Annotated in this window: 11 protein-coding genes; 1 reads left to right on the top strand and 10 read right to left on the bottom strand. The window is 62.6% G+C overall.

What is annotated here, in order from left to right:
* Window positions 1-318: 318 nt before the first annotated feature.
* The 8 genes from ACPPVQ_RS04115 to ACPPVQ_RS04080 form a co-directional block, all read right to left on the bottom strand.
* Window positions 319-2,142, bottom strand: a complete 1,824-nt coding sequence (locus tag ACPPVQ_RS04115; RefSeq protein ID WP_426518909.1) for a glycoside hydrolase family 2 protein — start codon at window positions 2,140-2,142, stop codon at window positions 319-321.
* Window positions 2,139-3,125, bottom strand: a complete 987-nt coding sequence (locus tag ACPPVQ_RS04110) for a Gfo/Idh/MocA family protein (protein ID WP_426518908.1) — start codon at window positions 3,123-3,125, stop codon at window positions 2,139-2,141. The genes ACPPVQ_RS04115 and ACPPVQ_RS04110 overlap by 4 nt, the downstream gene beginning before the upstream one ends.
* Entirely contained in the window at window positions 3,118-4,137 is a 1,020-nt protein-coding gene (locus ACPPVQ_RS04105; RefSeq protein ID WP_426518906.1) for an alcohol dehydrogenase catalytic domain-containing protein, read from the bottom strand. Before ACPPVQ_RS04105 ends, ACPPVQ_RS04110 begins: the two co-directional genes overlap by 8 nt.
* The gene (locus tag ACPPVQ_RS04100; protein ID WP_426518904.1) at window positions 4,134-5,465 is read right to left on the bottom strand and encodes a family 1 glycosylhydrolase; all 1,332 of its coding nucleotides are present in this window, start codon (window positions 5,463-5,465) and stop codon (window positions 4,134-4,136) included. Before ACPPVQ_RS04100 ends, ACPPVQ_RS04105 begins: the two co-directional genes overlap by 4 nt.
* Window positions 5,462-6,325 carry a carbohydrate ABC transporter permease gene (locus ACPPVQ_RS04095; protein WP_426518902.1) on the bottom strand — a complete coding sequence of 288 codons (864 nt, stop codon included), beginning with the start codon at window positions 6,323-6,325 and terminating at the stop codon, window positions 5,462-5,464. The genes ACPPVQ_RS04100 and ACPPVQ_RS04095 overlap by 4 nt, the downstream gene beginning before the upstream one ends.
* Window positions 6,315-7,214 (bottom strand): carbohydrate ABC transporter permease, encoded by a 900-nt coding sequence (locus ACPPVQ_RS04090; protein WP_426518900.1) that lies wholly within the window; start codon window positions 7,212-7,214, stop codon window positions 6,315-6,317. The genes ACPPVQ_RS04095 and ACPPVQ_RS04090 overlap by 11 nt, the downstream gene beginning before the upstream one ends.
* A 135-nt stretch (window positions 7,215-7,349) precedes the next feature.
* Complete coding sequence (locus ACPPVQ_RS04085; protein ID WP_426518898.1) at window positions 7,350-8,609, bottom strand: ABC transporter substrate-binding protein; 1,260 nt, start codon at window positions 8,607-8,609, stop codon at window positions 7,350-7,352.
* 58 nt (window positions 8,610-8,667) lie between these two features.
* Window positions 8,668-9,705 carry a LacI family DNA-binding transcriptional regulator gene (locus ACPPVQ_RS04080; protein ID WP_426518897.1) on the bottom strand — a complete coding sequence of 346 codons (1,038 nt, stop codon included), beginning with the start codon at window positions 9,703-9,705 and terminating at the stop codon, window positions 8,668-8,670.
* A gap of 391 nt (window positions 9,706-10,096) precedes the next feature.
* On the opposite strand from ACPPVQ_RS04080, the gene ACPPVQ_RS04075 reads away from it, so the two are divergent.
* Window positions 10,097-11,902, top strand: coding sequence for an arabinofuranosidase catalytic domain-containing protein (locus ACPPVQ_RS04075; protein WP_426518895.1), 1,806 nt, complete (start codon window positions 10,097-10,099; stop codon window positions 11,900-11,902).
* Window positions 11,903-12,487: 585 nt separating this feature from the next.
* Here ACPPVQ_RS04075 and pntB read toward each other — a convergent pair.
* Complete coding sequence (pntB, locus tag ACPPVQ_RS04070) at window positions 12,488-13,903, bottom strand: Re/Si-specific NAD(P)(+) transhydrogenase subunit beta (protein WP_426518893.1); 1,416 nt, start codon at window positions 13,901-13,903, stop codon at window positions 12,488-12,490.
* Window positions 13,900-15,453 carry a Re/Si-specific NAD(P)(+) transhydrogenase subunit alpha gene (locus ACPPVQ_RS04065; protein WP_426518891.1) on the bottom strand — a complete coding sequence of 518 codons (1,554 nt, stop codon included), beginning with the start codon at window positions 15,451-15,453 and terminating at the stop codon, window positions 13,900-13,902. Before ACPPVQ_RS04065 ends, pntB begins: the two co-directional genes overlap by 4 nt.
* Between the last annotated feature and the right edge of the window lie 78 nt (window positions 15,454-15,531).

Raw genomic sequence — 15,531 nt, 5'->3', positions numbered from 1 at the left:
GCATCTGGCAACCGAAATGTCGCTTGACAGAACTGCAAGACGGCGGACTTCGAGGCAGAGGCGACGGTCCTACACAACTGCGCGCGAACTGCGCGAAGGCGACGCCCGATCTTCCGCGGAGGGCCCGGGACTCGAACTCTATTCGGGCCCCTGGCGGGGCAGCCTTGACTGCGGTAATCCATGGAAAATAGACCATTCTTGGCGCCTGTTCAGCCCGCTTCGACCAGCCACGACCTCACTCAGCTGCGGGACAGTCCGACGGCCAGTGAGTCCAAGGTCTAGTCACCCGGACCGAGCCCCGGTGGGAAATTCGCCGGCCTACATCCACGGCTGAACTTTCGTATCTTCGTCCGTACCGGTCACGATGCGCCGGAGTTCCTCGACCGGCAGCTTGGGTTCCCGATCCGCCGTCAGCAGCCCGTTCGATTCCTGCAGCGTGTCTGTCAGTTGGGTGTAGCAAAATCCCGTGACGACAGGGCTGCTTCGGAGCGCCTCGAACAACGCGCTGACCCTCTCGCGAAACTCGTCGTCAGAGTTGACGACCAAATATCCCCACGTGTCCCTATCGGAATAGGAGATGCCTCCGAACTCGGTCACCATCAGGGGGAGGTCCCCCCGATCAAAACCCTCCCGCTGCATCGGCTCGAGAATCGGGCGCCGTCCTTGTGGTCCAAGCGAGTCGAGGATGCGCGACACAGCCTCATGCGATGCGTAATTCTCAGCCATGGTCGCGCCGTCTGATGTGTAGTCATGAATGCTCAGGATGTCGCTGTCGATGTGCTCCCAGCCATCATTGGAAATCACGGGACGGCCGGGATCCAGAGCACGGGTGAACGACGTGATCGCCCGCACGAACTGTTGCTGCGCCCTGGACGTTGCGATGTCCTGCACTCCCCAGCTCTCGTTGACCGGCACCCAGGTCACCACCGAAGGATGGCTCCGCTGCTGCTCGACGATGGCCGCCCACTCGGCCATCAGCACAGCGGCGGCGCGCGGCGTGTATTCGTAGGCTGCGGCGGTCTCGCCCCAAATGAGAAGGCCGAGCCGGTCGGCCCAGTAGAGCATCCGGGGGTCTTCGACCTTCTGGTGGATCCGTGCTGCATTGAACCCGAGGCTCTTGATCAGCTCGACTTCGGACCGATAGCTCTCGGGATCGGGGGCTGTGAACAGGCTGTCCGTCCAGTAGCCCTGTTCGAGAACGGAGCGGACGTAGTACGGAAGGCCGTTGAGGAGGAACCATCCCCGGCCGACTTCGGTGGATCGGATGCCGAAATAGCTCGCGGACTCGTCGATGACCTGACCATCCACGACCACCTCCAACAGTGCGTCCACAAGCGCGGGGTTCTCGGGACTCCACTGATAGAACTCGCGCTCCTGCGCGTTCCGAAGGGCCGGCAGATGGAATGTCAGCTCGACTCGCGTGTCGAGGATCTCGGTAGTCTGCACAGACAAGACCTGATCATCCTTCGTGAGCGTCACTCGAAGGAGCGAACCCGCAACGACGCCTCCGCCCGCGAGAGACACGACGGCTCCGACTGTCCCCGTGGTTCGGTCGCTCTCCCACTGAACTGTCGAGACGTGCTGGGGGGCAACAGTCTCCATCCACACCGACCGCCAGATTCCTGTGCTGCGCCGGTACCAGATCGCGTGGGGTTCCGCACGCCAGTCCTGTTTGCCCCGAGGGGACTCATGGTCAGCTGGGTCATCGAAGGCGCGCACGACGATGACGTGCCGGTCGCCGGCGCTCAGTGCATCCGTGATGTCGAAGGAGAACGCTGTTTGTCCGCCGACGTGCTCACCGACGAACACCCCATCGACCCAGACGCGACCGATCCGGTCGACGGCCCCGAAATGAAGGATGCGGCGGAGCGCGGTTCCAGTGAGACCCTCGATCTCGAGTCGGTACCAGACCACTGGATGAAATCCAGGATCGTCGATGCCGGATGCTGCGCTCTCCGGAGCGAACGGGACCACGATCTCAGCGGTGAAAACGTGTGCCGATGCGGGATCGAACCACCGTTCGCTCAGGCCCCGATCGTGGTCGTCGTGGGCGAACGACCACGTCCCGTCGAGCGATGTCCAGTTCTCCCGAATCAATTGGGGGCGCGGATGCCTGCCGTCCTGTTCGGTCGCCCGGATCATCCGTCCACCTCCACGCGTCGTCCGGTGTCGTGCGACCGGATCGCGGCAGCGGCCAGTTGCAACGCCCGACGGCCTGCGCTGGCGGGCACCGGAGGCTCATCCCCCGCCCGGAACGCCGCAAGCAGGGCGTCGACGTGACGGTCGAAGGTTTGATGGAACTCACGTGCCTCGTCGTGAAAGTATCCGGACTGCCATACGGAAGCGGTCTCATCGCCTGCCCGATGCACGGTGAGCTGGCGGACTGTGTCGTGAATGACCAGCCGCCCCTCGGTGCCGTTCACCTCGACGAGCTGGGCGTCCGGATAGGCGTATGACGAGTCGTAGGAACCGAGCATCGTCCCGACGGCGCCGCCGGCGAAATCGACAGCCAACGCGATCGTGCTCCAGTCGCCGTACGTCATGTCGGTCATATGGGCGGAGATCGACGAAATCGGCGCCACCAGGTGCTCGAGCAGATCGAACCCGTGGCATTGGGTCTCGATGAGATTCGCGTGCCGGGATGTGCCGTGATTCGCCTCGCCGCCGAAACGCCAGGTGGCAAAGACAGGGTCACCGATACCCCCATCGGTTATGACGCGTTTGGCCCGTTGCACGGCTTCGGCGAATCGGTGATTGAAGTTGATGGCGAAGAAGACACCGTTCCGGGTTGCCTCCTGCAGCAACGTGTCAGCCTCTTCGAGGTCGAACACAAGCGGCTTCTCCACCAGCAGCGGAACGCCGGAGCGAAGGAGATGGAGAGTCGGCTCGAAGTGTGCCTCGTTCGGCAGGCAGACCGTGACGAAGTCGGGTTGAGCCTTCAGCAGCATCTCGTCGAGGTCTGTGAACGGTGTCGTCCCGTACGCGCTCGCCCGCGCTGCCGTGCGAGCATGGTCCCTGCCTACGACCCCGACGAGCTCGGTATCTGCGCGCCTCGAGAAGACGCGAACATGCTGCTCGCCCCATCCTCCTGTGCCGACGACGGCGACCCGGAGCCGCTCAGTCACTTTCGACCTCTTGGGTGATCAGGACCTTGCCGGTCTCTCCGGAGAGGAACAGTTCGAAGGCCTCCGAGATGCGATCCACCGAAAAGCGGTGCGAGATCACTCGTGCGATCACGTCCTGATGTTGCTCCAGGAGTTCAAGGTTGGCGTGCAGCTCGTCGTAGCGGAAGTATTCGCTGCCCAGTACCGCGTGTTCGGGCTCGAGCAGGTCCTTCGAGACGTCGAGGGTGACCGTTTCTCCATGGCCTACACAGACCAGAGCACCGCGCTTGCCCAGCATGTCGAGCGCCGCTCTGCGTGCCAGCTGCTTGCCGGAAGAGTCGAATGCGACGTCTGGTGAGCCCACTGCTGCGAGGGCCCGCGCATCCGCGGCGTCGACTGGGGTGCCGCCGAAGCTCTCGGCGAACTCGAGCCGCCACGGTGATACGTCGCTGATGTGGATTGGAATGTCGTCTCCATAGCGCAGCCTGGCCATCACGAGCAGCCCGAGACCGATCGGACCTGCGCCGGCGATATAGATCGACTCGATGTCGGGCCGCACCAGTTCCGCACGGCGCAGGGCGTGGCTGCTGGTACCCATCACGTCGAGAAGCATGGTGGCGTTGCCGATCTCGACGGCGTCGGAGATCGGAAAGAAGTTCGACTCATGAACGAGCTCGTACGGGCCGTAGCCGCCGTCGGCGGTGAATCCCATGTCGGCCCGCTTGGCAAGGCATTGGTTGGTTGCGCCGAGAAGACAGCTTCGGCACTCCCCGCAGTAGTCCATGAGGTAGACCACGCCTCGTGCACCCACCGCCAGGGTCGTGCCCCGCCCCGCGGCCACGACAACGCCTGCCGCCTCATGACCGGGCACAACTGAGCTTCCTTCGAAGTATTGCGACCGATCCGTGCCGCACACGGCGTTGGCGGCGACTCGCAGCAGAAGTTGTCCCGAACCTGGGCTCGCGTAGTCCCGTTCTTCGAATTCGATTCGTCCTTTGCCGACGAATCGGGGGGCAAGTGCCGAGATGGTCATTCGGTTCCACCGATCGTTGTGTAAGGGAGCGCGGTTGCCGTGTGCCGCAGGAAGGCGTCGGCGGCGGCAGTGCGCAACCGCGCAATGTCAAAGCCCTCCGTCGAGAGGCGAAACAGACCCATCCGCCGGAAGTAGGCGTCAATCCTTTCTCCGCGTGCGGGCGGTATCACCGGGGTGATGACACCGTCGACGAGCGTGTGAAACTCCTCGATGACCAGGTCGCCTGTGGCCCAGCTCCAATCGACGAAATCGAACAGCGGCCACCAGACCAGTCCAACGATCGGCACACCCTCCGTCCGCAGCCGTGCGATGAGAGCGACTGCGACATCGAGCCAACGGATTCGATGGTCGTCGTCGCCCTCGACCGCTGTCTCCGACACCAAGATCGGAAGCCCGTATCGCTCATGGAAGGCGCGGATGAGGACCTCGAGTCCGGCTCCCCCGGCGTCGAATGTGACACCGACCACATCGCCACCGACCGTATTCAACTCCCGGGCCGACAGTTCCGGGTAATAGTTGAGTCCGATCACGTCGGGGACCTCGCCCGCTGCGACAAGGTGCGAAAGCCGTTCGATGTCGATGCCCCGCTCCACTAGCCATCCGTGCAAAGGGTGGCTGTGATCCACGCGACCGAGAACCAGATCGGTCGGCAGCCAGTTCTTCGCCTCCAACAGGCGGTGTTCATCCTCGAGAGCCTGGCCGGCGATGGTCCAGACATGCGTGGCTTCGACGTGGACCACATCCATCTCCGGAGCGACTCGTCGGATCGCTGCAATGCTGCGCTGGATTCCTTCAGCCACTGACACGACGACACGCGCCCAGCCGGACTGTCCCGTCTCGTGCGGTGGCCAGATTCCGCGCAGGCCGACGAACGATGCGGTGACCAGAGGCTCATTCAGTGGTGTGATGCTGCTGAACCGGCCACGATAGCGGCTGGCGACGGCTTCGGCCCAAGTGGCGACGGCGTCCGGATAACGCGGATCGGTGAACGATCCCTCCAGCCAGGTCGGCGTTCCATAGTGCACGAGGTCGACGATCAGGTCGAGTCCGATCCGTTCCGCTTCGGCAACGACCTGGTCGGTCCAGGTCCAATCGAAGACGCCCGGGGAGCTCTCCACGCGATACCAGGGGAATCCGTAGCGGATCGCAGAGGCTCCGACCGAGACCGCCAGCATCAGGTCCTGCTGCCATTGGCGGTAGTGACCGGTCAGCTCGTACTCATCGAGCCCGTTGGGCGAGCCTGGAAGGGGCCAGCCGACGTTGGTGTCCTCGATTCCCAATGCCCAGATGAAGGCGGCTCCAGGCTCGTGTCGCGGGTGCTCTGTCATTTGATTCCTGTCGTGGCGATGCCCTGAACGAAGTACCGCTGGGCGAAGAAGAACGCGATGGCGAGGGGCAGAAGACTGATGGTCGCGCCGGCCATCAGGACCCCGTGATCGGTGACGTATTGCCCGGCGAACAAGGTCAGACCGGCGGGGATGGTGCGCATCTCATCGCTGTTTGTTACCACCAGGGGCCAGAGGAAGTCGTTCCAGTTGTTCATGAAGTGGAAGACTGCGAGGGTTGCGAGAGCGGGCTTGGCCAGGGGCAGCATGATCGAGCGGTAGATCCGGAACTCCCCTGCCCCGTCGATGCGGGCGGCCTGGTCGAGGTCGCGTGGAATGCTCACGAAGAACTGTCGCAGGAGGAAGATCCCGAACGCACTCGTGGCCCGCGGCACGATGAGTCCCTGGTACGTGTCGAGCCAGTGGAGGTCGAAGACCGTCTGGAACAACGGAACGAGGGTGATCTGATAGGGCACCATCAGCGTCGCGATCACCAGGAAGAACGCGATCGTCTTGCCTGGGAACGACAGCCGGGCGAGTGCGTAGGCGGCCAGCGAGTCGAAGAACACCGAGAGCACGGTGACGCATCCAGCGAAGATGACGGAGTTGAGGAACAGCCGGGCGAACGGCAATTCTGTCCAGATGCGCAGGTAGTTGTCGAGGGAAAGGGTCTTTGGAAGAAGATTCCCCGGATTGCCGAAGATCTCGCTCTCGGACTTGAACGAGGTCAGGAACATCCAGATGAACGGGAAGACGATGAAGAGGGCGGCTGCGATCAACAGCACTATTCCGACGACGGACAGGATCCTGCGCGGCGCGCTGCGTTCGGCTCGCTCGTAGAGCGTCACGGTTTCAGTCGACATCGCGGTACCTGAAGATCCGGAGCTGAAGCACGGACACGAGCATGATGATCAGGAAAAGCCCCCACGCGATCGCCGAGGCGTAACCGGAACGGAACTCTGTGAATCCCTGCTCGTAGATGTAGGTGACGAGGGTCTCTGACCGGAACTGCGGTCCCCCCTGCGTCATCACGTAGACCTGATCGAAGACCTGCAACGACCCGATGACAGCGATCACGCTCGAGAACAGCAGCGCCTGCCGGATCGAAGGGAGGGCGACGCTGACGAATCGCCTCCACGGTCCGGCGCCATCGAGCACGGCAGCCTCCACGAGACTCTCGGGGACGTCTTGCAGTGCTGCAAGCAGGATGACCATCGTGAATCCGACGTTCTTCCAGAGCCCCACCACGATCACGGCTGTAAGCGCCCAGTCCGGATTGTGAAGCCAGTCGACGGGGCTGATGCCCACAGCACGCAACCACGCTGCGGTCGGACCGACGTCGGCGGACAGCATGAACTTCCAGACGATTGCCATTGTTGCGAACGAGCTGATCACCGGAAAGAAGAAGACGGACCTCAAGAAAAGTGTCCAGCCCCGGGTACGCCGCAGACGGACGGCCAGCAGCAAGCCCAGAGCGATCTGCGCCGGCACGGTGACGACCGTGAAAACCACCGTGTTGCCAAGTGCGTTCCAGAATCGAGGATCTCCGAGCATCTCGACGTAGTTCGAAAGGCCGACGAACGGATGCTGGGTCTGGAAGAAGCTCCAGTCGTGGAGGCTCATCCAGAGGGACTGGATGATCGGGTAAATCACGAAGACCCCGATGAGGATGATGCTCGGCGCAAGGAAGAACCACCCGGCTCTCGCCTGTGAGTTCAGGCGGCGTGGCCGGTGAGAGGTTGCGGGCGTCATGTCTTTTCTTTCAGGGGTGGGCGGGCGCCGACCTTCGTCAATGCCCGCCCGGTGATGCCGGACTGCGGTGGTCATCTCGTCTCTTTCAGTAGAAGGCGGGCGCCGACCGTTGCCGACGCCCGCCTGGTCGTATCGCTACTTGCAGCCGAGGACTTGGTTCAGCTGGTCATTTGCGGTACCGAGTGCTTTCGCAGGGTCGCCGTTCTGGGTCGCAGCCTGAATGGCCGGGGTGAAGATGTCGACGTCGATCTTGCTGAAGTCCTTCTCCGTCGGCAGGTAGAGACGGGCGTTGGGCACCTGGGAAGTGAACGCCTTGACGAGCGGGTCACTGGATACCGAGGGGTCATTCGCCATGTCCGTGCGGCTGGGAACATAGGCTGCGGCCTTTGCGAGCTGCGCCTGCGAACTCTTGCTGAGCCACCACGCAAAGAACGCTTGCGCCTCCTTGGGGTGCTTCGTGCTCGACGCCACGATCATCGGCACCGTACTGCCAAGCGTCACCGGCGTGCCGGAAGCGCCGGTCGGCACCGGAGCGACGTCGAAGTTGACCTTCGCCTTCGTGTAGGCGCCCGCGGCCCACGGCCCGTTGATCTCGAACGCCGCCTTGCCCGCGGCGAACAGGTCATCGGCGTCCTGGCCGGCGAGACCCGTGGGCGTGATCTTGTTGTCCCGCACGAGCTTGGACCAGGTGCTCACCGTGTCGACGGTTGCCTTGCTGTTGAGAGCGGAGCATCCGTTCTGGATCAGATCGCCACCGTCGGCCCAGATCAGGACTGGCCACATGGAAATGGTCGCGTGGTCGGCGAGCGCGATGCCGTAATGGCCTTTTCCATCCGACAGCTTGACCGCGTCGTCCTGCAGTTCCTTCATCGTGGTGGGCACCGGGATGCCCGCCTTCGACAGCAGGTCCTTGTTGTAGTAGAGCATCAGGGTCGCGTAGTTCGCGGGCGCCGCGTAGAGCTTGCCGTTGACGCTGAACGGGTCGCTCAGCGACTTGGGAAGGACACCCTCCGCGATCTGGTCCTTACCAGCCCCGACCAGTTGATCGAGCGGGAGGGCGAGGTGGTTGTTGGCGTACTGCATGAGCGTCGCGACGTTGTAGTCCGGCGTCGCGATGTCCGGTCCGGACCCCGACGCGATGGCCGTGGGCAGCTTCTTCGCGATCGAGTCCCAGGGCTGAAGCACGTACTTCACCTGGATGTTCGGGTGCTCCTTGTTGAACTTGTCGACGAGGTCGATGAATGCCTGCTTGTCGCCTCCGGTGAAACCACTCCAGAAGGTCAGCTGAACAGGACTACCGGAAGCGTTCGAAGATCCTCCCGATGTGCAACCTGCCGCGGCAAGGCCGACGACCGCCGCGATGGCGATTGCGGCCAGCGCTTTCTTTGTCTTCATTTCTGGTGATGCCTCTCTGTTGTCGTCGTTGACGGGGCTGTGACGGGGTACTTGGACGTCAGGAAGTCGCATGCGGCGCGCACCCGCACGACTCCCGAACGATGACTTCGGTGGGGAACTCGATCGGCGCGAGATCGGTCTCTCCTTCGATCAGGCGAGCCAGCTGGTGGACGGCAGCTTCGCCGACTCCGACCATGTCCGCCCCGACCGTGGTCAACGGAGGAGTGGTGTAGCGGGACATCGGGTGGTTGTCGTATGCGACGATCGCAACAGAACCCGGAATCTCCACTCCAGCGCGCCGCCAGGCGTCGATCGCCCCGGTGGCCATCTGGTCGTTGGCGAAGAAGACGGCATCGCCGGGCTCGAGGTGCGCTGCAAGCGCGTCAGCGGCCCTGGCCCCCGATGCTTCCTCGTAATCGCCCTCGAATGACAGCCGCGGATCAATCGTCAAGCCGGCATTACGGAGCGCCGCGACCCAGCCGTCTCGCTTGTCGATCGCCGATTGGTGATCCAGAGGACCACTCACGTGAGCGATGCGGCGCGACCCATGCACGTCGATGAGGTGACGCGTCACCGCTTCTGCCCCGCCCAGATCATCGATCCCGACGCTCGCTACGTCTGAGGTTCGGCCCACGACGACGACCGGGTAGCCAGTACGGTGGATATCTTTGGGGCGCGAATCGCTGACCGAGGTTGCCGCAACGATGACTCCTGCGGCTCGGCCGCCCCGCGTGATCCGGGAATACGCAGACCGTTCGTCCGACTCCGATCGCGCCGTAGACAGGATCACGGCGAGATCGAGCTCGTTCGCCGCGCCCGTTATGCCTTCCAGCATCTCAATGAATACGGGGTGCGAGAACACGTGCTGGGTGGCGTGTGGCAGGACGACGGCAATGGAGTCAGCGCGTTGCGAGCGAAGAGAGCTGGCCGCGAAATGGGGCACGTACCCGAGCTCTTCCGCCGCGCGGTGCACGCGCGTGCGGGTCAGCTCCGCCACTCGGTGGTTACCGGCGAGCGCCATCGATGCCGATGTCTTGGACACCCCAGCAAGGCGTGCCACGTCGGCTAGGGTCACCCGCTCGGGCATCGAATTCATGGGCCGTTTCTCCTTTGAAGTCCTTGCCAAACCGATTCGCCGTCGAGCGCCGGGATCCCCGTCAGAAGTTTCCCTGGCACATTGTTGTCAAATCGGTTTGACAAGGAAAACCTAGATGACGGTTGAGCGAAGTGTCAAGCGTGAAACGCCGTGTAATTCGAGCAAGGACGCGGGTCAGGAATCAAACTGTTTGATACTAGCCAACGGTAGACCTCTCTGTCTAAACTCGCGTCGAGCGGTGTTGTCAAATCGATTTGACACGATGGTTGCGCCACCGAGCCGCGACGAGCAACGAAGCTTGGAGCAATAGATGTTTCATTCCTCAGCAAAGTCACTTGATTCCCGTCCACCCTCTGGGCGGCGTTGGCACGGCCTGACAATGGGTGCGGGAGTGCTCATTCTGATCATCGGCTCTCTCTTCGGGTCCACGGCCATCGCGCAGGCCGCCACGGATGAGCCGTGCGACATCTACGGCAACGCTGGCAGCCCCTGCGTCGCCGCCTATAGTTCCGTCCGCGCCCTCTTCTCGGGATACAACGGAAGCCTTTACCAGGTGACGAGAGCGTCTGACAACAGCAGTCTCAACGTCGGACTGCTTACGGCCGGCGGGTACGCCAACGCTGCTTCCCAAGACTCGTTCTGTTCGGCAACGACCTGCATCATCACAAAGGTCTATGACCAGACCTCGCAGCACAATGACCTCACGATCGAGGGCGCGGGAACTGCCGCCAGCGCCGACGTCGGCGCCACTGCGAACATCCTCCCCGTCACCATCGCGGGGCATAACGTCTACGGCATCTACCTGCCGCGAGGGACCGGCTATCGCCGCGTCACAACCTCTGGTATCGCGACCGGCTCCGCACCCGAATCGATGTACGAGGTAGCCAGCGGGACCAACGTGAACAACGGCTGCTGCTCCGACTTCGGCAACGTCGAGACCAACAACAATGACACCGGCGCCAGCCACATGGACGCAGTGACGCTTGGCCTCTTGAACGACCCCGGAAGCACCGGCCACGGCCCGTGGGTCGAGGCCGACCTGGAAAACGGAGTCTTCGAAGGTGGAACTGCAGTCAACACAGCAAACGCCGGCAACCCGAGCAAGTTCGTCACCGCGCTGCTGAAGAACAACGGCACCACGACATTTGCGCTCAAGGGTGGTAACAGTCAAAGCGGAACCTTGTCGACCTGGTATTCCGGCGCCCTACCCAGCGGCTACTCGCCGATGAACAAAGAAGGCTCGATAGTCCTCGGGACCGGCGGCGACAACAGTAACTGGGGTACGAGCTCGTTCTTCGAGGGAGTCATGACCACCGGCTACTCAACAGACGCAGCGGACAATTCCGTGCAAGCCAACATCGTCGCTGCTGGTTACGCCGGAAACACCAGCGGGGGCGGTCCAGGGTCCACGATTGTCGGCCCCGGCGGAAAATGCGTGAATGTCGACGGGAGCGACACGGGCGGCAACGGTGCAGCCATCACACTGTGGGACTGCAATGCCCTCGACGCCGACCAGCATTGGTCGCCCAGCGCGCTCGGCAACGGCACTCTCTCGACATTGGGCCGCTGCCTCGACGTCATCGGAAACTCCACCACACCAGGCGCGAAGCTCCAACTTTACGACTGCAACGGCTTTGGCGGTCAGCAATGGATCCCGCAAGAGAACGGATCCATTCTGAACCCCCAGTCCGGACTCTGCCTCGACGACCCGAGCGGTAACACAACAAACGGCACGCAGCTGCAGATCTGGACATGCAATAACCTGTCACCGCAACAGTTCTCCGTCACAGCCGGAACTCCGGTCGCTCTCTCCAGCGGCAGCAAATGCATGGACGTCGCGGGCGCCGACGTTGGTGGCAACGGCGCTGTCGTCGATGTGTGGGACTGCCACAATGCGGCGACGTTCTATCCCCTGGATCGAGACCAGCAGTGGACTGTCAACTCGGACCAGACCATCCGGACGTTGGGTCGCTGCCTGGACATCGTCAACAACGGAAACACACCAGGGGCAAAGATGCAGCTCTGGGACTGCAACGGGGTTCCAGGGCAGAAATGGGTCCCGCAATCGAACGGATCATTGCTGAACCCGAACTCCGGACTCTGCCTCGATGACCCAAGCGGCAACATCACCAACGGCACCCAGTTGCAGGTTTGGACCTGCAACGGCTTCTCGCCCCAGGTGTACAACATCAACTAGACAAAGGGGGCCCACTGGAGCGCGCTCCAGTGGGCCCCCTTTCATTCCCGTAATGACGGCCGTCTCCAGGGCGTCGGGGTTTGTCACGAGATCGAACCGCAAATTGCGCGCGCCGCGCAGTTAAGACAGCACTTGAACTAGCTTTTGACGCTTCGGAGGGCGTGGGATTCGAACCCTATCGGGGCCCAGATGGCGTGGTGTTGGCCGCGGTAATCCGCAGAAAATCAACGATGTTGAGGCCTGGTCAATCCGCTGCGACCAGATACGACCTCACCCGGTTGTGCGCAAAGCGTGCGCAAAAGAAAGCCCGGCGCGAATCGCACAGCCAATCGCACACCGTGCGCGGCGAAGCCTTTGGAGACGACAGAGATTGCAGCGTCCGGGATGGCAAAGAGCGGCACCACATTGAGCATCAATTCAGCGATGCGGCGGCATGCGCCACGATCCGCACCTTCAGCGAAGAGCCAACCGTCACCACGCGGGGTTCGGCCACCGCGCGATCGACGCGAGAACCACCCCAGAGATTGTGACGGTGAACCCGAACGACAGGGTGAGCTGAGCAGCGGCTCCTTGCAATTGGTCCGGTCAGTTCAGCGAGAGCTGGAACACGATCTCTTCGACTTTCTCTTTCGCGTCGCCGAACAGCATCTGTGCGTTTTCGCGGTAGAAGAGAGGGTTCGGCACTCCGGCATAGCCCGAAGCCATCGACCGTTTGAACACGACCACCTCGCGAGCCTCCCACGCGCGCAGCACCGGCATTCCGGCGATCGGGCTGCCAGGATCCTCGGCAGCCGAGGGGTTCACCGTATCGTTTGCTCCGATTACGAGCACGACATCCGTCGAGGATAGATCATCGTTGATCTCGTCCATTTCGAGGACGATGTCGTACGGCACCTTGGCTTCGGCAAGCAGCACGTTCATGTGTCCTGGAAGGCGACCTGCAACGGGATGGATACCGAATCTTACTTCGACGCCGCGCTCACGGAGTTTCTGGACAAGATCGGCCACCCCGTGCTGTGCTTGTGCCACAGCCATTCCGTAGCCCGGCATGATGACCACCGTTGACGCCCCTACCAGGAGGTCGGCGGTCGACTTGGCGTCGATCTCACGGTGCTCGCCGACCACATCGTGGCTCTTCTTGGACGCCTCGATACCGAACCCGCCCGCGATGACTGAGATGAACGATCGATTCATCGCCTTGCACATGATGTAGCTCAGGTACGCGCCCGAGGAGCCGACCAACGCCCCCGTGACGATGAGTAAATCGTTGTCCAGCAGGAATCCTGCCGCGGCAGCTGCCCAACCGGAGTAGCTGTTGAGCATGGAGATGACAACCGGCATGTCGCCGCCACCAATGGATGCCACGAGGTGCCAGCCCAGTGCGAGCGCCACCGCGGTGACGACGACGAGTATCCAGAGTTCGGGTGACATGACGTACCAAACGGTCAATGCGACGAAGAGAACGAGCGCGCCGACGTTCAGAATGTTCTTGACAGGCAGCACGAGCGGCCGGGACGAGATCCGAGCGGACAGTTTGAGGAACGCGACGATCGACCCGGTGAACGTCACTGCACCGATGAAGACGCCCACAAAAACCTCCGCGTGGTGGATATTTGCGAGCGCGCCTGAGAGCCCTCTGTCGTAGAGCGCCCCGTTCCATCCGACGAGGACTGCCGCGAGGCCGACGAAGGAGTGGAGGAGTGCGATGAGTTCCGGCATTCCGGTCATTTCCACGACACGGGCACGCCACAGTCCGATCGCACCACCCACAACCACGGCGACGACAAATAGGCCGAGTCCGAGCGTTGCCTGCGGCTGCCCCCATGCTCCAGCAGTTATCGCCGCGAGTGTGGCGGCGAGCGCGATCACCATGCCGACGATTCCGAACACGACGCCACGCCTGCTCGTCTCGTGCTTGCTCAAACCGGCAAGGCTGAGGATGAAGAGCATCGCCGCGACGATATACGCGGCATCAGCGACCGCACCGGTGACCGCGATCATCGAGTCCTACCTTTCTGGAACATCGCAAGCATGCGACGGGTGACGGCGAAACCGCCGAAGATATTGATACTCGCGAGCAGGATAGCGATCGCGGCAAGGATTTGCACCGTCACATTCGGGACAGTGATCTGCACCATCGCGCCGACGACAATGATTCCGGAGATCGCGTTCGTCACGCTCATGAGCGGAGTGTGGAGGGCGTGGGCGACGTGGCCAATGACGTAGAAGCCGACCACCACCGCGAGGGTGAGCACCAGGAAATGCTGTGGTAGCGGCTGTGGCGCGAACGCGCACACAAAGAAGAGCGCCGTTGTACCCGCCAAAACGAGCGCTGTTTTCCGCGCTGGCGAGACCGGTTTTTTGTCCACAGCCGAAGCGACAGCAGCCGGTGTCGCTATCGCGGGGCTCGGAGGCACGGACACCTGGATAGGCGGCGGCGGCCACGTGACGACCCCGCCTAGGACTACCGTCGCTGTGCGCTGGACGACGTCGTCGAAGTCGATCGCCAGCTCGCCCCGCTTGCTGGGAGTGAGCAGCTTGATCAAGTTGAGCAGGTTTGTCGCGAACAGCTGCGACGCCTGCTGCGGCAGTCGTCCCGGCAAGTCGGTGTAACCAAGGATGACCACACCGTTTTCCGAAACCACCCTCTGCCCCGCAATGGATCCTTCGACATTGCCCCCTTGTGCAGCCGCCATGTCGACGATGACGCTTCCCGGGCGCATGGAGCGCACGTCAGCAGAAGTGATGAGACGCGGCGCTGGGCGCCCCGGGATGAGCGCGGTTGTGATGATGATGTCGACATCGGCTGCCTGCTCGGAGTAGATCTCGGCGGCACGACGGTTGTAGGCGTCACTGGTCGCTTTGGCATACCCGTCGCTGGAAACCTGTTTCAGTTCATCCGGAACTACAACGTCCAGGTACGCTCCACCAATCGATGTGACCTGATCTGCGACTTCCGGCCGGGGATCTGTGGCCCGGACGATAGCGCCCAGGCTCGATGCCGCACCGATCGCAGCAAGGCCGGCGACTCCGGCTCCCGCGACCAGCACCTTCGCGGGCGGCACTTTGCCAGCGGCAGTGACCTGGCCCGTGAAGAAGCGACCGAATTCGTGGGCGGCTTCGATCACGGCGCGATAGCCGGCGATGTTGGCCATCGAACTGAGCACGTCCATCGACTGTGCTCGTGAGATCCGCGGCACTGCATCGAGAGCAATCGCCGAAATCCGCCGTACAGCGAGCGCTTCGACGAGGTCAGGCCGCAGGGCCGGGCTCAGCGTCGCAATGAGTGTGGCACCGTCAGCCAGCTTTTCGATCTCTGCAGTGGTCGGGGCGTTGACCTTGAGCACGATCGACGCACGCCAGGCGGTGCTGCCGTCGACGATCGCGGCGCCTGCACTGGCGTAGGCAGCATCCGAGAAGGATGATGCGGTGCCGGCACCTGTCTCGACGACGACGTCGTATCCCAACTCGATGAGTTTCGGAACGGTCGTGGGTGTCGCGGCCACCCGGTTCTCACCGGTTGCCTCGGCGACAATTCCAATACGGGCCATTGATTCGGTCTCCTAAATAATCTCGATCGCAACGGGTTCGCCGCGTGGCGCCGTATCGGTCGCGTCCGGATGCGGACA

Source organism: Leifsonia sp. McL0618, assembly GCF_049994905.1.
Taxonomy (GTDB): domain Bacteria; phylum Actinomycetota; class Actinomycetes; order Actinomycetales; family Microbacteriaceae; genus Diaminobutyricibacter.
This window is presented reverse-complemented; position numbering and strand designations above follow the sequence as displayed.